General features: G+C 38.4%; 20 protein-coding genes and 1 riboswitch. Of the genes, 5 read left to right on the plus strand and 15 right to left on the minus strand.

Translation table 11 applies throughout. The annotated features are described in order from the left end of the window. Positions 1-3 precede the first annotated feature (3 nt). Together BIV60_RS16225 and BIV60_RS16230 are read right to left on the minus strand one after the other, a co-directional pair. Entirely contained in the window at positions 4-1,290 is a 1,287-nt protein-coding gene (locus BIV60_RS16225) for a (Fe-S)-binding protein (RefSeq protein WP_071356749.1), read from the minus strand. After that, positions 1,283-2,692: an FAD-binding oxidoreductase gene (locus BIV60_RS16230; protein WP_371261551.1), complete on the minus strand. Its 1,410-nt coding sequence runs from the start codon at positions 2,690-2,692 to the stop codon at positions 1,283-1,285. Before BIV60_RS16230 ends, BIV60_RS16225 begins: the two co-directional genes overlap by 8 nt. A gap of 119 nt (positions 2,693-2,811) precedes the next feature. Between BIV60_RS16230 and BIV60_RS16235 the strand changes: the two genes are divergently transcribed. Continuing rightward, the gene (locus BIV60_RS16235) at positions 2,812-3,453 is read left to right on the plus strand and encodes a hypothetical protein (protein ID WP_071356751.1); all 642 of its coding nucleotides are present in this window, start codon (positions 2,812-2,814) and stop codon (positions 3,451-3,453) included. A gap of 67 nt (positions 3,454-3,520) precedes the next feature. Here the strand turns inward: BIV60_RS16235 and BIV60_RS16240 are convergent, their stop codons facing one another. From BIV60_RS16240 to BIV60_RS16270, 7 genes are all read right to left on the minus strand, one after another. Beyond that, a complete protein-coding gene (locus BIV60_RS16240) occupies positions 3,521-4,318 on the minus strand; it encodes an ABC transporter permease (protein ID WP_083402284.1) in 798 nt (265 codons plus the stop codon). Then, positions 4,318-5,265, minus strand: a complete 948-nt coding sequence (locus BIV60_RS16245) for an ABC transporter permease (protein WP_071356753.1) — start codon at positions 5,263-5,265, stop codon at positions 4,318-4,320. The genes BIV60_RS16240 and BIV60_RS16245 overlap by 1 nt, the downstream gene beginning before the upstream one ends. Next, positions 5,229-6,329 carry an ABC transporter ATP-binding protein gene (locus BIV60_RS16250; protein ID WP_071356754.1) on the minus strand — a complete coding sequence of 367 codons (1,101 nt, stop codon included), beginning with the start codon at positions 6,327-6,329 and terminating at the stop codon, positions 5,229-5,231. Before BIV60_RS16250 ends, BIV60_RS16245 begins: the two co-directional genes overlap by 37 nt. A 17-nt stretch (positions 6,330-6,346) precedes the next feature. Further along, positions 6,347-7,444 carry an ABC transporter substrate-binding protein gene (locus tag BIV60_RS16255; protein ID WP_071356755.1) on the minus strand — a complete coding sequence of 366 codons (1,098 nt, stop codon included), beginning with the start codon at positions 7,442-7,444 and terminating at the stop codon, positions 6,347-6,349. Between the two features lie 31 nt (positions 7,445-7,475). Further along, positions 7,476-8,453: a TAXI family TRAP transporter solute-binding subunit gene (locus BIV60_RS16260; RefSeq protein WP_071356756.1), complete on the minus strand. Its 978-nt coding sequence runs from the start codon at positions 8,451-8,453 to the stop codon at positions 7,476-7,478. Positions 8,454-8,606: 153 nt separating this feature from the next. Then, a complete protein-coding gene (locus BIV60_RS16265; RefSeq protein ID WP_071356757.1) occupies positions 8,607-9,995 on the minus strand; it encodes a sigma-54-dependent transcriptional regulator in 1,389 nt (462 codons plus the stop codon). Next, positions 9,970-11,937 carry a transporter substrate-binding domain-containing protein gene (locus tag BIV60_RS16270; protein WP_071356758.1) on the minus strand — a complete coding sequence of 656 codons (1,968 nt, stop codon included), beginning with the start codon at positions 11,935-11,937 and terminating at the stop codon, positions 9,970-9,972. The genes BIV60_RS16265 and BIV60_RS16270 overlap by 26 nt, the downstream gene beginning before the upstream one ends. Before the next feature lie 307 nt (positions 11,938-12,244). Between BIV60_RS16270 and BIV60_RS16275 the strand changes: the two genes are divergently transcribed. Next, a complete protein-coding gene (locus tag BIV60_RS16275; protein ID WP_071356759.1) occupies positions 12,245-12,739 on the plus strand; it encodes a CBO0543 family protein in 495 nt (164 codons plus the stop codon). Beyond that, positions 12,729-13,196: a CBO0543 family protein gene (locus tag BIV60_RS16280; protein ID WP_071356760.1), complete on the plus strand. Its 468-nt coding sequence runs from the start codon at positions 12,729-12,731 to the stop codon at positions 13,194-13,196. Before BIV60_RS16275 ends, BIV60_RS16280 begins: the two co-directional genes overlap by 11 nt. Positions 13,197-13,266: 70 nt before the next feature. On the opposite strand, the gene BIV60_RS16285 is transcribed toward BIV60_RS16280, so the two are convergent. After that, positions 13,267-13,851: a hypothetical protein gene (locus BIV60_RS16285; protein ID WP_256218440.1), complete on the minus strand. Its 585-nt coding sequence runs from the start codon at positions 13,849-13,851 to the stop codon at positions 13,267-13,269. Between the two features lie 290 nt (positions 13,852-14,141). Continuing rightward, a complete protein-coding gene (locus BIV60_RS16290) occupies positions 14,142-15,836 on the minus strand; it encodes a carbohydrate-binding protein (RefSeq protein ID WP_071356761.1) in 1,695 nt (564 codons plus the stop codon). 613 nt (positions 15,837-16,449) lie between these two features. On the opposite strand from BIV60_RS16290, the gene BIV60_RS16300 reads away from it, so the two are divergent. Then, positions 16,450-17,091, plus strand: coding sequence for a hypothetical protein (locus BIV60_RS16300; protein ID WP_071356763.1), 642 nt, complete (start codon positions 16,450-16,452; stop codon positions 17,089-17,091). A 382-nt stretch (positions 17,092-17,473) separates the two neighbouring features. Here the strand turns inward: BIV60_RS16300 and BIV60_RS28545 are convergent, their stop codons facing one another. The 3 genes from BIV60_RS28545 to BIV60_RS16310 form a co-directional block, all read right to left on the minus strand. Next, positions 17,474-17,593, minus strand: a complete 120-nt coding sequence (locus BIV60_RS28545) for an anti-repressor SinI family protein (protein ID WP_083402287.1) — start codon at positions 17,591-17,593, stop codon at positions 17,474-17,476. A 28-nt stretch (positions 17,594-17,621) separates the two neighbouring features. Further along, positions 17,622-17,705: riboswitch (cyclic di-GMP riboswitch) on the minus strand. A 204-nt stretch (positions 17,706-17,909) separates the two neighbouring features. Then, positions 17,910-21,284 (minus strand): carboxypeptidase regulatory-like domain-containing protein, encoded by a 3,375-nt coding sequence (locus tag BIV60_RS16305; RefSeq protein ID WP_071356764.1) that lies wholly within the window; start codon positions 21,282-21,284, stop codon positions 17,910-17,912. Positions 21,285-21,530: 246 nt separating this feature from the next. Next, complete coding sequence (locus BIV60_RS16310; protein WP_071356765.1) at positions 21,531-22,727, minus strand: DUF4652 domain-containing protein; 1,197 nt, start codon at positions 22,725-22,727, stop codon at positions 21,531-21,533. A gap of 356 nt (positions 22,728-23,083) precedes the next feature. Here BIV60_RS16310 and BIV60_RS16315 point away from each other — a divergent pair, with 356 nt between their 5' ends. After that, positions 23,084-24,436 (plus strand): glycosyltransferase family 2 protein, encoded by a 1,353-nt coding sequence (locus BIV60_RS16315; protein WP_071356766.1) that lies wholly within the window; start codon positions 23,084-23,086, stop codon positions 24,434-24,436. Positions 24,437-25,360: 924 nt separating this feature from the next. On the opposite strand, the gene BIV60_RS16320 is transcribed toward BIV60_RS16315, so the two are convergent. Next, the coding region (locus BIV60_RS16320) for a sodium:solute symporter family protein (protein WP_371261550.1) at positions 25,361-26,344 on the minus strand (984 nt) is incomplete at its 5' end.

Raw genomic sequence — 26,344 nt, forward strand, 5'->3', positions numbered from 1 at the left:
ATATCAATTTTTATTGAATAATGAATGGATCTCACAGGCTTCTGCCAGCAGTTCAACAATATGAACAACCTTGATTTTTTCTGCTTTCCCTTCGCGCTCTACACCTAATTTCATCTGTAAATGGCAGCCTGGATTACTTGTGACGATGATATCCGGCTCCACTTTTTCAATATGATTCATCTTTTGATCCAGCACTTCCATCGCTTCATGGTAGTGGACGACATTGTAAATTCCTGCAGATCCGCAGCACATGTCCTGTTTTTCAAAAATGCGATAATCAATCCCCGGAATCTTCTTTATTAATTGATGAGGCTCATCCGCAACTTTTTGAACATGCCGTAAATGGCACGAAGGTTGGTAGGCTGCGACTTTTCGAATTTCTTTGGTAAATGGCAATGAACTCTCGGCCAATAGAACGCTAATGTCCTTACACCGCCCGGCAAATTTTTCTGCACGAGAATGCCATTCTGAGTGGGCCTCAAATAATTCTGGATATTCCACTAACATCGCACCACAGCCACCGATACTATTCACAATAAAATCAAAATCATATTGTTCAAATGCTGCTATATTTTTTTTAGCCAGTGCGATGGTCTCGCTTTTTTTCCCACTATGATGCAAAAGGGCTCCACAGCAGGATTGTTCTTCAATCAAGGTGACTTCACAGCCAGCAAGCTGCAGCAATTTCATACTGTCATCATTGATTTTTGAAAACATCACATCCATAATGCAGCCAACAAAAAATCCAACCGTATAGGTCTTCTTCCCAATTGGTGGTAATACTCGATATTCTCTTTCCTTTTTTGCCGGCATCTTGATCATAGGTGTGATGGATTCCATTGCCTGAATACTTTCTGGGAATGCCTTCATGATGCCTGCTTTTCTCGCTAAAGATACTATTCCTGTTTTTTGTACGAATTCTAATCCTCTCCCTGCAACCTTTTGCCACTTTTTATTTGGTAATCCTTTTTCAAGGAGCAGCATTTCCATTTTGGAAGCAGGCTTCTCTTTCGCGATTAATTCCTTGGCAGATTGTAAAATGGTTCCGTATTGAACATTGGTTGGGCAAGCTGTTTCGCAGGCTCTGCAGCCTAAACATAATTCAATCGATGTAGCTGCAGCTTCTATTGAAATTTTTTCCTCTGCTACTAATTTCACTAAATTAATTCGCCCCCTTGGGGACTGGGTTTCCACACCTGTCGTCTCGTAGGTTGGGCATTTTGGCAAACAATGACCACACTGGACACAGGCAAAGGTTTCTTCATAGGCTAATCCATGACTTCTACTCATCTGTTAACACAAACCTTTGTCCAGGCTCAGGAAATATTTTTCCAGGATTTAAGAGATTATGAGGATCCCAGGCTTCTTTCATCCGTTTCATCATGGATAAACCGGCTGCACCAAGCTCCATTTCCATAAACGGTGCCTTCATCGTTCCAATCCCATGTTCTCCTGATAATGTGCCACCCATTTCCACTGCAGCTTTAAAAATCTCCTCGACAGCTTTTTCAACTCGCTTCATTTCTTCGCTATCACGTTTATCCTCTATGATATTGGGATGTAAATTCCCATCTCCAGCATGGCCAAATACAACTAAATCGATGTTATACTTTTCTCTTATTTCCTTTAAACGTTGGAACATGTCTGGAATCCTGCTGCGCGGAACCGTAGCATCTTCTGAAATCTTCGTTGGCTTTTTTCGAACGATTGCCGGAGAAACTAGTTTTCGCGCCTTCCAAAGTTCGGCTTCTTCTTCCTTTGTTTCTGCTATTTTCACTTCAATCGCGCCAATTTCCAAACAAATTTCCTTCACCCTTTTGGCTTCTGCTTCAATGGCAGCGGGATGTCCGTCCAATTCGATTAATAGAAGTGCTTCTATATCGACAGGTAACCCTGATGGGTCATATTGCTCTACAGCGACAACAGATGCTTGATCCATAATTTCCAATTTAGATGGTAAAATCCCACCTGTCAGGATACTGGAAATGGCTTTTCCGGCAATGACTAGGTCATCAAAAAGGACCATTAAAGTTCCGGTAGACTGTGGTTTAGGGATTAGCTGTAAAATCGCTTTTGTTATAATCCCTAAAGTCCCTTCAGATCCAACAATTAATTTCGTTAAGTCATATCCTGTTACATTTTTTACGGTTCTTCCCCCCGTTTGGATGACTTCACCGTCAGCCGTAACCACTTCAAGGCCGAGCACATAATCTTTCGTCACCCCATATTTAAGTCCACGCGGACCGCCTGCATTTTCCGATAAATTTCCGCCAATGGTTGACACATGGGAGCTGCTCGGATCAGGAGGATACATAAGACCAAATTGATTGGCCATTTTATTAATATCTGCCGTGATGACTCCGGGGGAAACAATGGCGACTAAATCATCTGGTTCAATAATTAAAGTATCTGTCCATTTAGAAAAATCAAGGACAATCCCTCCATGAACAGGTAATGGGCCCCCGCTTAGGCTTGTTCCCTTTCCCCTTGGATAAATCGGCGTTTTATGTTTATTGGCTACTTTGACAATTCCGACCACTTCATTCGTAGAAGTTGGCTGCACCACAAGATCCGGGGGAAAAACGCCGAAAGAGGCATCATAGGAATAACTGGCAAGATCCGCTTCATTTGTAAGCACTCTACGTTTGTCATTGACCACTTGGCGTATTTCTTTTTCTATTTCTGCATGTATCACGACCCAAACCTCCCTTTCTAAAAAATATATCGACAGAATATTCAAAGTATTTTATATAAAAATAATAGAAATATAGTTATAATGAACAAAATGAGAATGAAAGAGGATGACAAATTTTGAAAGTAGCCTTGATCCATGCAACGACCACTGCCTTAATGCCGATTGAAAGAGCTTTTCAGAAAGCAGCCCCTGAAATTGAGCTGCTTCATTTTATGGACACCCATTTGCTTTCCATGATGGAAAAATCCGGGGGCTTAACCCCAGAAATTATTCGCAGATTTTCAGCATTGGTAAACCTTGCTGCTGAATCGGAAGCAAATTGCATTCAATTGACTTGTTCAGCCTTTAATAACATCACACCGATTTTGCAGCCCATGCATGCAGTTAAACTTTTTCGGTCAGATGAGGCCATGTTGGATGAAGCACTCGCCTATGAACGAATTGGCCTCATTTCCACCGTTAAAGAAACACCCATTGCCTTAATGAGTTATTTAAGAGAAAAGAAACCGGATTGTATCATTGAATCTCTTGTAGATCCGGGAATAATCCATCTTCTTTTTCAGGGAAGGATCGATGAACATGACGAAAGGGTACGAAACATGATCCAGCAAATGGACGGAAAAGTGGATGTCATTGTCCTTTCTCAGTACAGTATGGATCATGTTGCCCATCAGGTTCAGACCTCTGTTCCTATTCTTACTGCTCCACAAGCAACTGTGAATCGATGTATAGACTATTTAAAAAACCATCCCTCTTGAACTTAAAACAGCCGACTGTTCTGCTTTAACAAGCAAAATGCCGGCTGTTGTTTTTTCTCATCATTTCCTAATGCTGGGTGCCGCCGAATAACTTTCCAACCCCATGGATTTTTTCAAGTATTACGATTAAGATAACAGAAATGAAAATAACCACACTTGACACGGAAGCGACGATTGGATTATAAGCATCCTGCATCGTTGAGAAAATCTCGATTGGAAGTGTTCGCATATCTGGGGAAATCATAAACAATGAGACGGTGACATTATCAAAAGATGTCAAGAATGCGAATAACCCTCCGGATATCATGGCCGGTCTGATGAGCGGCAGGGTTACCTTCCAAAATACAATGAATGGATTTGCCCCAAGAATCGCGGCTGCTTTTTCCAAATTGTAATCAAACCCGCTTAACCCTGTTAGTACCAAGCGAATCACATACGGGATACAAATGATCGTGTGTGCAATCAAAAAGCCTGTTGATGTACCTGCAAGCATCATCGGTGTGAAATAGATTAAGAGGGCAATCCCCAATACGAGTTGAGGTACACTTAACGGCGCTGTCAATATGGATGTAATATAGTGCTTTCCTGGAATATCATACTTTGCAATCGCAAGTGCCCCCAGCGTCCCGAATATAACAGCAAATAGTGCTGCTAAGGAAGCAAATAGCAAACTATTATAGAAGGCTTCGATGAATTCAGTGCGTTCTAAAATCTTTGTATACCATTGCAGAGAAAAACCTTTTGGCGGAAAGCTTGGATAACTTGCACTTGTAAAAGATGCAGGGATGACAACAACTAATGGAAGTAATATATAGATGATCCCGAGCGTGGCAAGGATCACTCGGAACTTTCCAAGTACTTTCATCAACGGAACACCTCCCGAAACTTACTTTTTTCAAATGCTCGTGTAAAGATGAAAACGGAAAGAAGTGTAACCAATAGGAGTACGTACGACAATGCTGAACCAAACGTCCATTTCAGAAGGTTGTTAATTTGATCGTATACAACCACTGGCATCATCGGAACATTCGCTCCTCCCATTAAAGAAGGAGTGACATAGGCACTCATCGATAAACTAAAGACAAGCACACAACCCGATACAATCCCAGGCAAGCTAAGCGGAAGGGTAATGGAAAAAAAGCTCCGCAGTGGACTGGCACCAAGAATGGCTCCCGCTTTCTCTAATGAAGGGTCAATATTATACAAGCTCGTTACAATCGCTAAAACCATGAAAGGCAAATAGGCGTTTGAGAGTCCGATGACAACACCAACTTCAGAGAATAATAGATTTAGCGGCTTATTGATCAGGCCTAGATTCATTAATAGTTGATTGATTGTACCGTTCGGCAATAATAATAAGTACCATCCAAAATTACGTACGACAATGCTTACCAAAAGAGGGGAAGCAATTAATAAAGTAATATATCCCCGAACTTTAGGAGAGCTCTTCGCCATCGTTAACGCGATTGGGTATCCCAATATAAGGGAAACAAGCACTGAATATAAACTGATTTTCACCGTCAGCCACATCGAAGATAAGTAATAACTGTCGGTAAATAACGTGATATAGTTTTGTAAGCTAAAAACGGCATCCGCACCATTCAACTGATCAGTAGAAATAAAACTTAAATACAAAATATACAGCATCGGAACAACAAAAAATCCACATATGAATAAAAGGATCGGGACTAAAAGAAGAAGCCCGGCAATCCAACTTCTTCTTTTTTTCATTTTCGTCTTTTTTTGCGGTTCCGCCTTTACCTTTTCTTGTTTATTTACTTCTTGATCAGCATAATTTCTGAGGGGTTCCATCCAACATACACCTCACTTCCATTTTGCCAAGTTGAGTCATAGGAACTTGTTAATAATTGAAGCGTTTTCCCTTGTAACGAAACATCTACTTCCCATGAAGTACCAAGGTAATTAAGCTGAATGATTTTAGCTTGCTGAAGTTCCAAGTTTGGTGATGATGTTTCCTTAGTAGAGGAAATGTGAACATTCTCAGGGCGAATATAAAGTTTCACCCCATCCCCTGCTCTTAATGAACGATTCTCGCCAATCATATTGGCCGAATCGACATGAAAAATTTCCTTACCTACTTTCACCGAAATTCTCCTGCCTTCGGTTTCCACAACCTCTCCTTCAAACGAATTCGATTTTCCAATGAATTGAAATACAAATTCAGTGTTAGGATGATTGTAGATCGCAGTCGGTGTGCTGATTTGTTCAATTTTTCCTGCGTTCATCACCACTACCCGGTCAGACATCGATAAAGCTTCCTCTTGATCATGTGTAACAAAAATCGTGGTTACACCTATTTCTTTTTGCAAACGCTTAATTTCTGCGCGCAGTTCATGTCGTAATTTTGCATCTAGATTGGAAAGTGGTTCATCGAGCAGCAGTAATTCTGGCTCCACGACAAGCGCTCTGGCGATCGCGACACGCTGCCTTTGTCCTCCCGATAATTCCCTTGGATAACGGTGTTCAAGCCCAGACATCTTCACCAGTTCAAGAACTCGATCAATTTTCTTTTTTTGTTCCGATTTAGCCACTTTTCTTAGGTTCAAACCAAAACTAAGGTTTTCCTGCACCGTCATATGTGGAAACAAGGAATACGTTTGAAAGACCATACCCAAATCGCGCTTATAGGGGGGGACTTTCGTTACTTTTTTCCCTTTAATATAAACATCTCCCTGATCTGCTTCCAGAAAGCCTGCAATTAAATTCAATGTCGTCGATTTCCCGCAGCCTGAGGGTCCGAGTAGTGTTAACAACTCCCCCTGTTTGACTTCTAAGTCAATATCATTCAGGACTACATTTGATCCAAATTGCTTTCTTGCACCCCTTATCTCTACATCGCATGGAATGGCAGTCATGGTAAGTCCCTCCAATCTTATTTCAATTTTTTACCGATTTCTGGCACTACTTCTTTCGTCCAACGATCAGACCATTCAGCCCGAACTTTCGCGTATGCAGCAAAATCAGGTTTATAGGTTTTGTCTGTATCCTTTAGCCCAATCGATTCTTGGAATTTCTCTGGAAACTTCACACCTTCAACAACTGGATAAAACCCCTGTTCTGCAATTAAAGCTTGTGATTTAGCACTTACTACATAGTTCAGGAATTCGAGTGCTTCCTTCTGGTGAGGAGCATTTTTCACAAGAGTTCCACTGAAGGCTTGAATCGGTACTCCTTCTTTCGGTACAACCATTTTAATTGGAACGCCTGATAACGCTAATTCACCAATGGCATAGCTTCCCATTACGGTTACGTCTGCAGCACCTTGCTGAAGCGCCGGCATTACTTGCGTTGAATTTTTATAAAAAGTCGTTGAGTAACCGGCAAGCTCTTTTGCTTTTTGGATCCCTGGCTCCACATTATCTGTACCGCCGCCGTTTGCCATCGCCAGTGCGTTCAATGTGTTAAAGCCCCAGTCATTTGTAATATCCACAAACGCTGTTTTTCCTTCATATTGGCCAGATGCTAAGTCGTTCCATGATTCAATCGGTTTCAAGCTCTTCTCTTTAAACGATTTTGTATTATAGGCAGGGGCAATGACCAATCCAAATATGGGAGCACCTGCATCCTTAACCGCAATGAATTTCGAATCCACTTTATTCATATTAGGAACATTAGACCCATTTACTTGATCAATAAGCCCCTTATCATTTGCGCGCTGTACATCTGTTGGAACAAACATGGCAATATCAATTTGTGGAGCTTTTTTTTGTAATTCTACCTTCGATAATATTTCTCCAGAAAGTCCTGGAACAAAGTTAACCGTGATGCCTGTTTCCTTTTTGAACTTCGGAGCAATGATGTCACGAATGGTTTTTTCAATAACCCCGCCATTTCCTGCAATGGTAATCGATTTTTCTCCATCTTTCCCCGCTTTCGTCGCTGTCCCTCCGGCCTTTTGTGGATTAGGAGCGCCACAAGCTGATAAAACAATTAGTAAAGCGATTGAAATTAATGTAAGGATCTTTTTCATTTTCACTTGCCCCCTATTTTTTAGCTGTATTTTAATGGATGATTTCTTTGAAAAATTGTTTTGCCCCAGGATGGAAATCGATTGGAATCCCAGCAGTTGCTTCCGATAAATTGATTTCCCTTGCCTCTGGGCGGACGTTTTGCGATTCTGGTAAATGTTCATATAACGTTTTTACAATTTGATAAGCTTCTTGTTTAGGCAAATCCGGGTATGTAAAAAGTACATTTTTTACTGCTAATGTAGGCGTACTCTCGACGCCAGCGTAAGTTTGACCGCTTATTTCATCCGGTGTGTAAAATTCATACTCCTCATGAAGGCTTTTGGCCATTTGTTTTGGAATCGGAATAAGTGAAATTTTCATCTCTGAAGCAAGTTCCGAAATCACTGGATTCGGTAAACCAGAGGAAAAGAAAGCAACATCAATCGTTCCATTTCTTAATGCATCCGCCGATTGTGTGAAGGAAAGAGTAGATACATCCATTTCATTGCTTGCTAGATTGGCAGCCTTCAGGATCCTTTCAGACATCAGCTTAGTTCCGCTTTCGACTGTTCCAATACTGACTCTTTTCCCTCGTAAGTCCTCTAAAGTATGAATATCACTTTTGGTCGTGACAATTTGGAGGTAATTCGAGTAAAGTCCAGTAAGGGCGAGAATTTCCCTTTTTTTCGTTTCTGGCAATGCAAGGACATCCACTGTACTAAATCCTAATTCAGCTTGTTTCTGACTCACTAGCTTTGTATTCTGAATCGAAGCGTGCGTCACTTGTGTTCCAGATGCTTTTCCATTGTACTTTCGAAATAAATCTGCCATAGCCTCTCCCAAAGGAAAATAGACACCTGACATATCACCCGTAGCAATCACCAATGGAGTTTGGCTCCCTGTCAGTTCCTCTGAAGGTGGAGGAACGGTTTGCACCACGGTTGGAAATAATTCCTGTTTTACCTTTAAACATCCAATTATAAGAAATAGTAAAAGGACCAAGATTTTTATAAGTGTCCCTGTTTTCAATGACTGTCCTCCTTTCACACCAATAACTTGCAATTAACGTGCCAATTTTCTGACTATTGATTTTTAAAGCGTTTTCATGAAATTAATAACTTTCTTAAAAATAAAAGCGGCAAATTCTGCCGCTATTTTCAGCAAAATTTGCCGATAACCAATTCATTCATTCATTAGCTGTTTTTCGATCTCATATAGTTTTATTTTATCCCGGAGACTTCTTTCAGAAATTTGTAAGGTCTGGGCAGTCCTTTGCCGGTGTTTTCCACAATGTTTTAGAGTCCCAGAAATAACCTTTTTCTCAATTTCCTTCATGGAAAGACCGATCGGAATGACGATACTATTTTCACCATCATTCGAAATGCCTCCATCCTCATTCTTTTGCTCTATCATGTAATAAGGCAAATCCCCCTCATCAATGACGGTATCAATGGAAAGCGCTACTGAGTATTCAATGATATTTCCCAGTTCCCGAACATTTCCCGGATAGTGATAGTCAAGTAAACGTCTGCGGGCAGCCGCAGAAAAAGATCTCTTTTCTCTGTTCATTTCTTTACAATACTTTTGCAAAAAATAATCAATCAACAGCAGCAGATCCTCTTTTCGATCTCGTAATGGCGGTGTTTTAATCGGAATAACGTTCAGTCTAAAATACAAATCCTCTCGGAACTTCCCTTCTTGGACCATCTGTGCAATATCTTTATTAGCAGCACATAAAATACGAACATCTAATGAGATTTTCTTATTCGATCCTAGAGGTGTCACTTCACGTTCTTGAATCACCCGCAATAATTTAGCTTGAAGGGGCAAGGGCATCTCACTAATTTCATCCAGAAATAAAGTTCCTCCATTTGCTGCAACCCACTTTCCTTCCTTTGACTGTGTTGCCCCTGTAAAAGCTCCCTTTTCATAACCGAATAATTCAGATTCAAGTAATGTTTCAGGAATGGCTGCGCAATTCAAAATTTCTAATGGTCCATCCTTACGCTTCCCTGAAAAATGAATCCTTTTTGCAACAAGTTCTTTCCCCGTTCCACTTTCCCCCGTAATCAAGACGCAAGAGTCGATATCTTTAATACGATCGATCATCGAAAATACATTTTTCATCGCTTTACTATTTCCTAAGAAGTCTTTAAAGCCCTTCCTTTCCTCCAGCTCTTCATGGAGTGTTTCTAGCATATTCGATATTTGTTTAAACTCAGCCGCCCTTAATAAGAGCAATGATAGGTTTTCGATATTAATCGGTTTTTCAATATAATAATAGGCACCCATTTTGATAGCTTCTATGGAAGTTTCAATGGAAGCATAAGCGGTCATCATAATGACCGTCACGGATGGGTCTTTTTGTTTAATTCTTTGCAAAACATCCAGCCCATTGTAACGCCCAATACGAAGATCCAGCAGAATAATATCGACCCGTTCTCTTTCCACGATGAGTATGCCTTCCTCCGGATCCGTTGTGGTCAACATAAAATAATCATCTTCAAGAGCAAAGCTAAGTGAAGCACAAATGGCTTGTTCATCGTCAATAACCAGTACTCTTGGCTTCAATCCGAATCTCCTCCTTTGTGTATATTGGCAATAAAACCGTGAATGTCGTTCCTTTATTCGGAATACTGTTTACTTGAATATCCCCATTGTTCTCTTTTATTAAATTGTAGGATAAGGTCAGCCCCAATCCGACGCCTTTTCCCTTTGTCGTAAAAAATGGTTCAAAGATATGGTTGAGTTCCCCTTGCTCCATTCCTTTGCCAGTATCTCTAATCATAATCCTCCCTTTCTCAAAATCCTCTTTCTCCATGAAGATTATAATTTTCTTCACTTCTGTTTCTTCCACTGCATGAATGGCATTTAATAATAGATTAAGGAGGACCTGACGAATTTGCTGCGGATCAATGTGAAAAACAAGGTCAGGTTCTATGGATTGTTCAAATTCAACCCGATTTTTATCCATGGTTACTCTTAGTATAGCTAGGAAGGAGGTCAGCTGGGTAGCAGTGCAGGGTTGAATATTCGGTAAGCTAGGACGAGCATAATCAATTAAGTCTGTTACAATTCGATTGAGTCTGTTCACTTCTTCTGGTAAATGCTCCATCAGTACCTTTTGAAATTTCGGTTGTCCGAGTTTCCTGGGAATCAGGTCTATGAAAGTTTTAATTGACGTTAACGGGTTCCGAATTTCATGAGCTACACCCGCTACCAACTGGCCAAGTGCGTGGAGCTTCTCCTGTGTAATGAGCTTTTGTTCGAGTTTCTTTTTTTCTGTTTCGTCGTTCATTGAGAGCAAATAGCCTGCCTGGTTTTCAAGTGAGTTAAACATCTTATTTAGAGAATAATAGATTACCTTTCGTTCTCCATGATCATTTATTTCTAAAGAGCGGTAATATTCAGCACCTTCTTGTTGCAATGCTTGTCCTAAACGATAATGCTCAAAAAGCTTCAAAAAAATGGGGGAATGCTGAAGGTTGAACTTCGTATGTGCGGGAAGTTCAAGAATTTCCAATGCCCGCTTATTACAACTCGTGATCTTAAAATCGATATCGAAAGTGACAATGCCCGTGTCGATATTATTTAAAATTTGATCTTTAAATGCATTGCTATCAGCCGTTCGCTGCCGTTGCTGTTGTAAATCTTCATTTATTAGTTGGAGGTCTTTTGTATGAAGATTCACAGCTGCTTTTAACCGTTGATTCCAAACATAGATCACAATGAGGATCAGTGCACCAATCAAAAGAAAGATAAATAAAAAGAAGACAAAATGTTGCAAACGGGCAATTTTAGCTTCGGTTTCCGGACTAACCCATTTATCAATTAATTTATTTACTTCTCCCTTAGCCTTTAATTTTGTAAGCGTTTGATTAATGATGGAAAGGAGGCCCTTATTCCCTTCCTTTACGGCAATCGCATAATCGGCCGGATTAATGACTTCATTAAAAATGACGTAATTGTCTTCTTGACCAAACTCTTTTAAAAAGAAGGAAGCTGTAAATTCATTCCCAATAAAAACATCCGCCCGGTCATTTAGAAGCGTCAAAAGACCAGAGTATTGATTTGGCACCAAGGTAAGATTCGTATTTCTTAAATTTAATAACGTGCTTAGAACAGGAGTATGATCTTGCAGGACAATATGCATTCCTCTTAGATCTTCGATACTTTTAATTTTGTCCCTACTTTTTTTGGGGATTATTAACGAATCTGACATCGTAAAGTAGGGTTGAGAAAAATCGAATACTTTATCCTTTTCGGTGGTATAGGTGACCCCTGCAATCGCATCAACTTTACCATCTCTTAATGCCTGTTCCGCTTCATGCATCTCCATTGGTATATATTCAAACGTAAGCCCATTTTCATCTGCGATTTTTTCCATTAATTCAATACTTATGCCTGTCAGTGACCCTTGTTGATCTTTATAAGAAAAAGGAGGAAGATTCCATTCCCCCGCGATTTTATAGGTTTTATCTTCAGCAAATACGATACGTTGTGATAAGGCCATAAATAAAAGGAGACTAATGACGATAAAAAATCGCCTGACCTGTTTTTGGATAACACTACCTCCTTTTGGATAAGATTTTAAAATTCAGAATAATAATTTAATCATATGGAAATCTGCGGATGATAGCAAGTTCTCTTATTCCTGCTTTTGGGAGAATACTGGCAGAGCGGGTATCGGTCCCTTAATTTCAAATAATTCCATTTCTATAAATACTTTTAAATTATTGGGCAATACATTTTTATTTTTGTTCACAAATCGGATAATTTTTACTGGTATATCTCAAACTAAGTAAAAAAGGGGAGCTTATATGAAATCAGATTATTTTGTGTTGCTTCTACTATGGATAATACTACCTGTTGCGATTTGGAAAGTTATCCCTCGAAATCGACTTCGCGAAGCCATTGCCACCCTTTTGTTATTTCAGATGTTAACGTGGTTGTTCAGTATTTATCTAACCTATTTTGGCTTACTTGAATCACCCATTCGAATTTTTAAAAATGCAACAAAAATAAATTTTACGATGGAATATTTAGCTTTTCCTTTTTTTGCTCTTCTGTTCCAGCTTAAATTCCCAAAAAACGCACATTTTATAAGACGTGCGTTCCATTATTTGTTTTGGATAGGCATTATTTTAACTTTTATGTTTTTGATGGGGAAATTTACAAACATAATGAATATTAGTATGGAGAATCTCATTAGAAGTTTTTTTAATTTTATCATTGAGTTTTGGATATGCCGTCATTATGTTTTATGGATCATGGCACATCCTGACTTTGAAAGGTTAGAGACGAATGAAGATTGACCCGTTGATTTTATACACTCTATATGGCTGTACTTTTATTTCATTAGCATTCATACCAAAGGATAAATTAAGAGAGGCCAGCATCATCTTCTTATTTCAACAGTGTGTTACATGGTTTGCTGGGATTCTTGCTGTGGGATTCAACTTACTAGAGTACCCTGTTCGGGAACTCGCTAAAGTGAATGGCACCAGCTTTTTATATGAGTTCTTTTTATATCCCGTCGTAACCATCTTCTTTTGTCTCTTTTACCCCAAAACCAATTCTATTTGGAGAAAATTGATCTATATTAGTGCATTTACCACAGGATTAACTTTACCTGAAGTCATCATTGAAAAGTATACAAATCTGATTATGTATATTAATTGGAAATGGTATTATACTTGGGCATCTGTTTATGCTACCTTATTTTTAGCAGGGATATTTTATAAATGGTATTTTAAGTTAAATAGCCGCTAGATCGTAAAGGAGTTACTTTATTTTCTTTGCCATAAAAAAACTACTCAATAGGAGCAGTTTTTTCATAACGTCACACTTCTTTTTGGTCGCTATCTTCACCTGAGTTTTCTGCCGTGCCAGATTCATCTCCACCCACTGCTTGCTGCTGTTTCGTATTGGAACTTGCAATGGCAGCATTCGTTCCAGATGCACTATCATCTCCACTACCACTTGCAACCTGAGTAGCACCTGCCTGTTCCGTGCTTGTTTGATTTACTTGATTATTGATGACAATTACAATTTCCTCATCATGTTGAGAGTGTTCATGCTTCTTTTGATGCGGTTCAATCTGTTCACCACTCATACCTGAATTCCTAGCACGTCCCTTGGCTCCTACACCTTGCTGTTGCTCGGTATTCGACGAATCAAGTGCAGCATTATTCCCCGCCGCGCTGTTTCGTCCTGCCCCACTGGCAATTTGTGTGGTATTGGGGGCACTTGTAAACTGGTTATTAATGACGATTACAATTTTCCCTTTATCAGTATGAGAACCAACATTAACTTCTTGTCCATCTTCTTTTACGATTCGGACCTTGATGGCCTGATTAAGATTTTTATCTTCATTTTTATCTTCACTTTGATTATTCTTATAATATTTGTTATTGAGGCTCCCCATTTCTTCACCACCTTCCATTCTAACTAATACTAATAAATGACATGTTCTTAGGAATGGCTTGGACAAAAAAACATTTTTTTAAAATAATTTTTCCTCTTAACCGATCCCGTTAATGCAGTAAGTACAATTTCGTCCTAATGGTATTTTTCGATTCCTGTCTGAATGCCCGCCTTTTTTTGGACTAGACGAACAAGACCTTTCTATTAAGTATTGGTCTGACCCACAAACAAAAGTAAAGAAGATAAAACAAAAGTGGCATCTCTGCCACTTTTTTATTGTGTCTATTCCCATCATTTATTTAAAGAACCTGCAGAGGAATGACCGGATCCACCTTTCTCTGCAACATCAACAAAGATCGGATTCGAATAAAACCACAAGCTGGTGTAGTTACGGTCATTGATGTTGTTGAAACGCTCTTCATTCTCCTCTGGCGTAGGTGTTCCATCATAATCAAAGGATTGATCCTTCAACGGCTCGCCGTTACGCGTATAGCCTCCCACATCCGTGCCAAGGTTGGTACCGCGCAGGCGATAATATCGGTTCGTATCAGCCTTTACTTTGTAAGTAATCGTATAATAGCCATCTTTATCCGGCTTTCCCCAGTCTTTCTTCGTAAAGCGCTTGACGACTTTAGTCGTATCGTTCGTCATATGGCTGGCATATTGGCTTTTATCGAGCTTGCCCGTTACCTTACCGGAAATTAAATCAATATGGTCGACCTTGACCTTGTTCGTAACGGAAGTTTCATGAGCGGTAATCGGTGCGTAGTTGTTGTACTCTGGACTTTTAAAGCGAACGCTGATCGTCGTTTTATCCCCCTTAGACACTTGCAAATCTTCGCCCATCTCCGCTTGTTTTTTATTTCCACTTGCCTTGAATTCCAGCGCATTAATAAGGTCGCCATATACAGCGAAGGATTTGCCTGAACGCATACCTGCAACTACATCCTTGAAATCATTGCCCTTTACCCAAACATAGTTTCTTGAATACTCGCTTGGCCAGTAACCGCTAGAGTATTTACGGTTGCTTGCTACTTTGAAATGGAAATCCGAATTGGTAAAGTTCCAGAAATGCCGGCCTTCACCAAGTAACGAATCCCATATGCCTCCCACCTTAGCGACCATCACATCCGTACCACCGTAAATATCAGACATCTCAGATCGGTTATAACTGGCTGCCATCTGATTTCCTGGCATTCCTTCCATACCAAAGACAAGTTTTGGAGCAATGTCATTCATCTTACGAAGATCTTCAATGGTCACTTCCCCACTCTCCCCATTGTGCCTGGATGGATGATTCGGCAAGACCAAGCTTTCAGGATAGTTGTCCTTTAGCCATTGAATTGCTTCAAAGGTTTTGTCTTTGTTTGGCTTCAGCTCATCCTTCGTCGGTCGATTGCCCCATCGTTCGGCTTCGTTCGAATGAAACCTGTCCGCACTTGTATCGTAGCTGTACAACCATTCAAACTGATGGATCGCATCCATCGGAACAGCATTACTTTTGGAATCAATAATGCCGACCGAAGCATGATCCAATCCCATCATATCCCATTCAAATCCAGGGTAGATCAACTTGCCAGCATATTTTCCGACTGCCTGTAGAGCTTGGATCTTTGCCAGCTGATCTTGAATGGCATCCCAGCGTGCGGTAAGCTTGTCATTACCATCAGGATCTCTGGGCGAATTACGGAAATGGTCGCTCAACATGATAAAGTCAAAAGGCTTGCCATAAGTTAAGTTCGCCACCCCTTCAGCGGGCAATTGATTCATATTCTCACGGAAAGCAGCATTCAACACATTTTCAACTTTCATATAAGGCTCTGACGCATCACTCGATTGTATGGTATGGACATGATACTCACCAGACATCCATTTACCTGCATCCACGTTAGGTTTTTTTGACTCCGCCGATACGGTCATCATACTCTGCGACAGAGCGAACACAGCAATCGAACCACATATTAATGACTTAAGTTTCCTCTTCACGATAGTAATCTCCTTTTTTTCATAATTCCATATATTATTCACAATTAACCAAAACTCATTATATTTGAGATTTGTAAAACTACTTGTAGTTGTTATGTAAAATTTTAGTAAATTAGCGATCAAATTCATTACAATCGACAAGTTGTGACGCTAATTTTTCAATCAAACGTTTGATTAAAACCGCAACAAAGCCTTTTGGAAAACGAACATTGTCCAGTTTCCGAGGAAATATTTTGTCGATGATTTCGGCTAGCTTTTCCCGGTTAATCTCCCAAACTATCAAAAAATGGCATAATATCACAAACTTTGACTGGCTTCTACAAATAGGATATCCATTCAAACGTTTGATTAGATCCTTAGAAAACATTGCAAAACGAAGATTTCTTCCTTCACGTTAGTAAAAAAAATCGTCGAAAATTGCCTAGTAAGGAAAGTCAAATCGTGTGATCCTCCATTATGTTTCCACAGGAATGGTCCTCGAGGTCTATTTTTATTCATTTATTGGATCAAAATAGCTGGCTGAAGCCCCCTTGGTCCGTGTTAGTTGTAAAACTAGAGGAAAGTTGGGATAATACTAGAGTTATAGACTTATTAATATTTTGGGGGCATTTCAGTGAAAAATAAATTAATCGCATCCGCATTAGGTGCCGTAATGCTAAGTGGAACATTATTTTGTAGTCATATTGGAAAGGTTGAAGCAGCGACTGTTACTAATGGTAAATTGACAGCTATTACAACAGCATACAGCAATGCTAGTTTGAAATATCCTCTTTATACCATTAATAGTAAAGGTAAGAAAGTATTAGTCACTGTAGCTAAAGGCTCTACAGCTTACAAATACAATTCATTATGGTTCAAAGAATCTATCAAATATACAAAATATAAACTCGTTAATCATAAATATGTTAAAGGTACAATTTCAGCAACAGTTTATGTTCCAAGTAAGTATGTGAAAGTTGATAAGCCAAAGCCAGTGTATGGTATCACCCTTGCTGAATACAATCAAATTAAAATAGGCATGACACTAGCTGAAGTAAAACAAATCATTGGTACCAATGCTACTTTAAAATTAGATAGTTCCAATTCATGGGATGAAGATCAATATGATAATGACTTGAACGTAATCGGGACTATCCATCATACTGACAGTAGTTATTCTTGGGATTATACAAGTCCTGATTTCGATACTATGGATGTATCATTTGATTTTAGCGATAACAAACTTACAAACAAATATGAATATGGTTTGAAGTAAATAAAATAAGGCTACCTTTTGGTAGTCTTTTTATTATGTAATGTATTAGGAGAATTCCAAATATGGCTTTGACCTGAAAGGAACTATTGCAACAATGAGCGGGGGTCTGCCCCCGAAACTCACCACTTGCCCCAATTTGGTTAACGATATAAGAATATAAAAAGGTCAGCTAATCATTTAGCCAACCATTCCATAAAATCATTTAGTAATCTGCTTAGTGTCAACTCCGTATTTAGTTAACAACGAAATCTCAACAGTAGTCGCAAGCATCTTATTTCCAACCAGAAGTTTCTGGTGACCTTATTATACGAAGGGTTAGTTGAAATAAGGAAAAAAATATTTGACGAAAAGTGTGAAAAAAATAGACCTCTAAGAGGTCAGGTCACGAAGACTTATTTAGAAAATCCCTAATTTCATTAGAAGGAATCCCTAACTCTAAAGCTTTCTTAATAAGTTCAACCCATTCTTTATCTAATTCTTTTTCACTAGCAATTGTAGTCATAATATTGCCCCCTAAAATATGTACTATTTTAGGTAACTCAGCCATCATAGTATAAAACCTTAGACCTGTAGCTTTGCGTCCCAATCTTTCAAAGGGTTTGCCTTTATCTATTTATAGTATTAAAGAACTAATATAATAGTACTATAATCCTTTTGTGACTCTAAACATATAAAATTCCAAAAAGTTCGACAAAATATGAAAAAATTGGGAATTACGCCGTAGTACGTGTATAATCCGCAATCGAAGAGGTGCTTGTTGAACAGGTGCTTATCTAGTAAAGTCCTATGTTTGTGTACGTTGAATACAAAAAATATGATTACTCAGCCAAATTTTCCATTGTATTGATAGGAGTGATGGTCTGTCCATCCAACTTAAATACATCCCACTTATTACCGATTTGATTTGCTGGAACATAAAAAGTTTTGACAAGTGTCGAGCCCATATAAACATCGACTTTTGCACCTGAATTGGACAAGGCCAGACTGTCGCCATCGTATCTATTCGTATAATCCCAAACGGAATACATATAGGTTCCAGATACCTGTTTATGAATAGTGATCGTCTCGGGACCAAAAGAGGTAGTGTCATCAACATCCAATTCCGTCATTAACGTATCATCATCTGCATAATAGTTACGATTATTCCAAAAGATTTCATACTCGCTATTACCATATTCATTTGGAGCAATGAGGTGGGAATCCAAATCTTCTGGTGTTTCTCCCCAGGAGAGAACAATCCGAATATTGTCAGAGCTTAAATTCGGTGTAATGGTCGCATTATAATCTAGATTTTTTTCATCTGGTAAACATACCATTATGAAGGTATTTTTAATATAACCCGCTTTTTCAATGACCGCAGTATAATGGCCAGTCGGGAGATCCAATTCATAGCTTCCATCTGAGATAGTTGAAATTATTTTTACCGGCTTCCCTTTTGTAACATTCAATCCCTCATAAATGGAGATTGTTGCATCCGAAACAGCTTGTCCATTTTTTGCATCCGTAATCACTCCGCCAACTGTTCCCGTTTTGCCATATAGGCCCGATTGGATAATTTCCAGCTTTGGACTATAGGTAATTTGATCATCCTCCACTTTTACCTCTTTCAAAACCGTGTCTTTATAGCCAGTATTACCAAAAGTAATATCATAGGTCCCAGAAGGAAGTGTTAGTGTATACTTTCCTGAAGAAGCACTTTTTGTATGATACTTTTCCCCGGAGTTTTCGGTATTCACAGCCTCAACGGAAGCATTTTTAATCGGGAGATTGGTTGCCGCATCGGTTACCATCCCTTCAACGCCAGATTTTAAGGTACACGCCGATTTGTTGATAACGGGCCATTTTTTATTGTACATATCGAGCTCAGCTTGTTTTTCATTGGTTTTTTCAAAGCCCATAAAATTGCTGGTCCATGCCATCCTGGCTATTGCTTTTACCTGTATATTGGCGGAAAGATCTACCTTATAGCAGCCATTCGTCTCTACCTTTTTATTGAGAAGGTCATAGTTTAAACTTACTCTTCCCTCGGTGGCTAAAATATCCTTTGCATCAGCTCTCAAAACAAGCGGCATAATTCCGCCAATATTTAAGGCTACATCTACACCTATACCCAACTCGCCGGAAAGATTACCACGTAATGATGCGCTGACGTTTTCCAGGGTAACACCATCATCTGCTCCTTTATAAACATGTGGCGATCCGTCATAAATACCAAAGGAAATACCTCGGTCAAATTGCGTCTTTCGATTATAATCGAAAGACATTTGCGCTTCAATTTTTCCAGAGGCTGTCAAAACAAGGAACACGGTTACACCAACAGGGCATGGAACATATCCATCTGAACCCCATCCGGCCTTTAAAAGACTTACCGCAGGGGTTACCAAAAACGTAAGGCTTCCCAACGGGAGCCTGCCGTCGGTAACATCAACACCTTGTAATGCGCCAATACCTAAATTGGTTTTGCCTAGATCCTCCCCCTTAAATTTCCACTCCATTTTCCCGCTTCCGGAAATGTTTAAATTATTTTCTGTTTTATATTTGGAATTTAAATCCATATTGATGGGGACATTCAATACTTTATCCACATCAGCGGTTATCTTGATATCCTTGATGGTAAAGGTTCCGGAAACGCTAAGCTTCCGTTCTCCATTTCCATTTCCATTTTCTTTTTCTTTTAACTTTTTTGATAAATCCATGTTTACTTTTAAGGAAACGCTATTATTGCTGGTACTAATTGTAGTACCTCCGGTTGTGTCCATTCTTTGCACAGAATTGGAACTGCGTTTATCCAATGTAACCCCTGGTTCGAGGTTGGTATCAATAATATTTGAGGCATTAACACCTTGATTGATAGAAAGCTTTAAATCCTGAAATACATCATCAAGCGATGGCTGATTGAACGTAACATCATAGTCGTTGCCTACCTTTTTGACATCCGTGACTTTTAGGAATCCGCCCATTGGATTTTTAGCTGTACCATCCAAAGCAATGATGGCATTCTTTTTAATGATAGTAGGGTCTATCGTGTCAAGTCGCAGCTTGACCGAGCCATCATCAAGTGTTTGGTTTGTTTTAATGTTGGTTAATAATTGATTCGTTTGCTTTTGCGTGAGCACTTTGACATTGTCATTAACAGTTGCTAACCCATTATGTGCCGGAAGCTTTTTTTGGTACGCTATCACACTGTAAATGGATTTGATTGTATTATCACTTAAATTCTTTTTATCGGCAAATACTTTCACACCTGTTATTTTTTCTGTTAAAATCAACGATTTAAAATCTGCTGTGATTGTATTTGGTCCAATGGCCACTAACGATTTTTCCTTTATGGCTAAAGGAGCAATGATGGCCGCATCCTGGTAATTTTTTTTAGCAACTAAGTAAAGTGTCCTATTACTTTGCCCATTGATTTTAACCAGATTGCTAGAAACCATATAAGTATCCTTTCCGCTAATGGTTACGAGATTAGTTATTTTCTTTTGGGTGGTAGCACTTAATCCTAACGATTGGATTTGCACTTTTTGCTTGTACTGATTTATGTACTTAATAGCCCCACTGTTTAATTTCTTCGGGTCAACGATAATGATGGATGCCTTTTTAGTCATGGCGACGGCCGGGACAGTTGCACTATAATCCATCTTCTTGCTTGAAACCAAATAGATGAGCTGATTGGATGGATTTATTTTTTTGGTAACCTGAATAGACGTATCGGTTACATCATTTCCATATATTTTGATTACTTTCATTTTCAATTTTTTAAGGTCGGATTCAACCTTTGTGCTAATCTCTTTTTTATTAGCAATAACTGTAATCTCTTTAACTTTTAATCTTACTAACTCCTTTTTTGTTAAAGAGTTTAAACTCTTTTTCTCAGTAAGCAATAAGGGCGCCTTCATCTTCTGACTGTAAATAGAAGCCAGATAAATATTGTTATAGTCCTCTTTATTTGTCAAAACTGCCTTAGTTGATTGCTTTGGAAATTGCTTCTTGGACATGGCAATCGCTAAACTTAAGGAATTTGCGGCTGTTGTCCGATCAATTTTGGGACTGCTAGCCGCAGCGAATGTCCTCGTTAGGTTTAAGTTACCAAGAAATAATTGTATGACTAATAAAGAGATTAATACTTTAACACTATTTTTTCGGAATCCCCCTCGCTTTCTATTGTTATTTTTTAAAAATTTTGAAAAAACCACCTAAAAAAACTCCTTTCGATAAAAGAATATGCACATAGGGAAAAATATCACAAATGGGTAATATTTACTAGTATTTTCTCATTATTTCTATATGGGTAAATATTATCATTAGTTGAGTGGAGGTCTGACCCCACTGGCCCTAGTTGGTCTTCTTATTGACGTGGGCATTCAGCCTGAAAAATTATTTTACAAGACCATGTCCTTTTCCCCCATTTCCATTCATTCAACCCCATAATGTTAATTATATTAATCATATTTTTTATTATTAGGCAAAAGTTGACTTATATATGTATTTTTAACAGGATCGAATTCGACCCAATCATACGTAGCATCGTGATCCTCAAGAGAGTCGAAAATATGGTAAACGTACTTATGTTCTTCCATATGATCAAAAACTAAAAAACGATTTTTATGATTAAGAAATTCGGTTCCTAGTTTTGATTTGATATGTTTGTAGCCTTTTAAAATTTCAAGTGGTTGATTCGTGGATAGGAACTGTGATTCACCAGTTTCATTAATATATTCAAGTTTTTTACCATCTAAAGATAAAACGAGTTTAGGTTTCTCCAGCTCCTCATTTGTTGTATCATCCATAAAATAACCTACATAAGTATCTTTTTCTTTCTTGACTGAGAAAGATAAATTATGATTGGTGGTGTTACTAAAATAGGAATTTACTTGTTCAAGACTGGCAAGCATTACATCAGCATCCTCATTTGTTAACGTATATGCACTACCGGAAATATTTTTTTGATTATGATCTAGTTTCATTTGATCAGAGAATTTCTTCCTTTCGTTCTGTTCCTTATCTGTGTATTGGATTCCACTATAATGTAAAACTCCATCCTTTATATCAAGAAGATCCGTTATCTGAGTATTACTATCATAGTCAGTGACTGCCTCTTTCTCATTGGTTTCAACATTAATCTTGTAGATATTTCCACCTACGGTGATTGCGCCATATGGATAGCCTATGATGACCAATACATGTTTATCATCTTCCCAAATGACATCTTTCGGTTTATTTTCAGGATCATAATGCACTAATTCATGTTGGCTCCCATCATGAAGGTCCACGATATAGAGATTACTTAATTCCTCCCAACCCGAAGGTGAAATATAGGCAGCTTTCTCTCCATTAGGGGATTTCACTGGTTTGGAAGGAATATTATCCGCTAATACGACTGGTTTCCCTCCAGGAGATAGCAATTCTACCTTCTTGGATTTGGTATTCAATTGAATATCAAATAAATCAGGCACATCCTTAGTTTGTTCCTGATTTTTCTGTGATACCGTTTCGTCCGTTTTATTCTGAGTGGGTGTATCCTGTTTCTGAGAGGATCCTGCGTGTGTTGAAGGCTCAGAATTAGTATTTTCCGTGTTGGAGCAAGCTCCTAATACTAAGGTCATTGGTAGTAGTAAAAACATTACATATTTCTTCATTTGATTTTCCCTCCATATAAACTTTTGACCTAGTAATTTTATCATAAATATGAAATAATTAGATAAAACGAAAATAAATGATTCCAAGTAATTGCAGAGAAAATTACCCCTTCAGCAATTGTGAATATCGATCGTACTAAATATTGAAATGGAGTTAATTGTAATAAAATGACTCCCAGTTCAATGAAATTAGTATTGTTTGGTTCCTATGTACTTTACGGAGCAGGCGGCGTGCAAAAATTTGATGCGATTCCATCCACTTTCCCATAAAAAGGTCTTTTACATTTCCTGTATGGATATGGTATTTTATTGATTATTCATTCTAAATCCATATTACTTGAAAGGTATAAAGACCCATGAAACCTACACTTAATCCGATTCATACCAAAATAAGTAATGGACATAGAAAAATTTACATTCCCATAAAAGCAAAGTTTTGGATCAGTCATTTTTGTGCGTTCGCATGGATGTGTGTTTCAATTTACCTAGCATTCCCATGGTTAAAAGATCTCTCTCATATTGTGTCTTTTCCATTTGCACAACTAATGATCGGAGGAATCTCTTACCTTCCGGGATATATGAATGCCTTTCTAGTAATTAGCTTACTTTTAGATCGCCAACCATCTTTTAAAAATGAGTTTCCTAATGATCCAATCACCATTCTCATTGCAGCCCATAACGAGGAAGAAAAAATCTATAATACTTTGAATTATATTGATAAACAAGACTATCAAGGAAAAATAAAAGTCATTGTGATAAATAATGGCTCTACCGATCAAACGGTCCATGAAACATGGAAAGCAAAAAAAGAATTAAGCATTGATATTGACCTACTAAATGAAGAGAAGCCTGGAAAATTCCATGCTTTAAACAAAGCTTTAGAGGTTGTTACAACTCCTTACGTCATAACAATTGATGCGGATACCTTGCTTCATCCATCGTCGATTCGTTATCTTGTGGCACGAATGAAATCCAGCCCGAAAGATGTTTGTGCTGTTGCCGGATCGGTTCTTACGAAAAACAGCAGGGAGAATTTATGGACAAAAATTCAAGAATGGGACTACTTCTTGGGAATCGCATCGATTAAAAGACTTCAAGGCTTGTATCAAGGGACATTAGTAGCCCAAGGTGCTTACAGTCTTTATAAAACAGAATGTATTCAAGAAGTCGGCGGCTGGCCTGATGCAATTGGTGAAGATATTGTTTTAACATGGCGTTTACTCAATAAAAAATGGAAAGTATACTTTGAGCCAATGGCTGTTTCCTTTACCGAGGTTCCTAGTACCCTTAAACACTTTGTCCGCCAAAGAGCAAGATGGGCACGAGGAATGATTGAAGGATTAAATGAAATAAAACCTTGGAATCAGCCTCAAGTTTATGTAAAATATTTAACCAGCATTAATTTAATCATGCCGTATTTAGATCTCACCTATACTCTTTGTTGGATCCCTGGATTGATATTAGCATTTTTTGGATACCACTGGATTGTCGGGCCAATGACATTACTGGTTCTGCCCTTAACATTATTGAGTTATATCATTCTTTATTTCTATCAAAGAAATTTTGTATTTAAGCCTTTAAGCCTTAGAATCCGTAAAAATATTTTAGGCTTTATTGTCTTCATTCTCGGTTACCAAATGATTATGTCTCCCGTTTCTGTTTACGGCTATATTCAAGAGGTATTTAAATTTAAAAGAAACTGGAAGTGATGGAACTCACCTTCCTTAACTTATTATGAAATATGATCATCTTTATTTTGCACAAGGCATATGCTTTGTGCTTTTTTTGTTACTTTTTCATTAGAAACAATTCAAAGAGCGGAGACTCGTTATTACAATAAGTTAAACAAAAAAGCGTTAATCCATCTTGGAATAACGTAATTTCCCTAACTAAGAGGACGGTTCTGCCGGCTTTTTTGGTAGAAAATTGAATGAAATATATCGGGAGAATCGTCTCCATGATCCACAAATCGACAAGTTCTGACGCTTTCTAATTCAATCAATCGTTTGATTAAAGCCGCCACAAAACCTTTTGGAAAACACTTTTTGGAAAACGAACATTGTCCATTTCCGAGCAAGTTTTTTGTCGTTGAAAATGTTCGGTTTTCTCTAATTATCTTAAAATTTATCAAAAAATAGCTTTATTTCACAAAATTTGATCAATTATAACAAATAGTCCATCCAATTAATCGTTTGTTAAAGCCTAGGAATACATTGTTGAGCAGGAAATTATTTCTTTATTTTGGTGAAAAAATTGTCGAGGCTTGTAAATAATCGGAATGCAAATCATCTGTTTTTCCTTAGCTAGGTGGGATTTCCCCCCCATAGCCCACATGATATTACAAAAAGAATAGCGTTTTTTGTTTAGGAGTAATGATTTTCCATAGCTTGATAGGCATGTTACGCTAACGCTTAATGAGATTCAAATAACGGGATATCCTGGAACAAACAGAAACATAGAAAAAATTGGTAAAACTAAAATTGACCAACCCTAATTCGGATTGGTCATTTATAGTTATATATAGGCTACTCTAAACTTTCATAGCCTGTCGATCACCATAAACACATAATGACCGATACTCAGCGTCATCCTAAAAACAAACCACCGATACCCCTGATACACCAACTAAGGGATCAAATAGTCTGTGATTTATCTTTCACAGTTACCATTGCTCGAGATATTATACTCACGATTACCATTGAAATTGCATTAATCACCAATGCAATAAAGCCGATATTTAAATCCTGAATGAATGACGGCATAAACGGAAATAGTGTAGCCATTGATGTTTTTGTAATTGTTACGTATGCAACAATACCTACACCGACGATAATTCCAGTAAATGCACCATGCTTGGTTACAACACTATTTTTAAAGAAAGCGGCAACTAATGGCGGGAAAAACTGTGTAGCTAAATTAAATGCCATTAGGGAAAGTGTGACAAGTGAATTCCCCTTATCTAAAGCAAAATATAAACCAATCGCCGATAACACCGGGACCAATAATTTGGTTTTTAATAATAATTTTTCATCCGTTGTATTAGGAAAAAATACTTTATACACATTTTTCGTAAGGATTGTTGCACCAGTCATCAATAGGACGGAACCAGGGACTAAAGCTGTTAATAATCCTGCGGCCCCGATTAGTCCGACAAACCACGGATCAAACGTTTTAGTAACAAGTTGCAGTAAAGCTAGATCGCCGGCAGCTCCTTCTAACCCTGGAATTTGCAACACAGCGGTGAACCCGACAAAGAGAATAAACAAGAGCATAAGCGTGTACAATGGTGTAATGACAGCATTTCTGCGTAGAGCATTTCCGCTCTTTGCTGAGTAGATTGGGCCAAATGTATGTGGAAACATATAATAGCCAATTACAGTTAACAAAACGGTTGAAGTATACCAGGTAAGATTTAACCCTTTTTCAGGAAAAGTGAAAAAGTCTGGCTTCGCTTCTGAAACAGCTTGAAACATGGGTTGAATACCCCCATAGTAATGAAAAGGCATATAAATTCCGATAAAGAGAACCAGAGATAAGACTAAAATGTCCTTCATAACAGCTGTCCATGCCGATCCATGTATACCTGAAATCATCACATAGATTGTCACGGAAATAAC

The organism is Bacillus sp. MUM 116 (assembly GCF_001866655.1).
Lineage (GTDB): Bacteria > Bacillota > Bacilli > Bacillales > Cytobacillaceae > Neobacillus.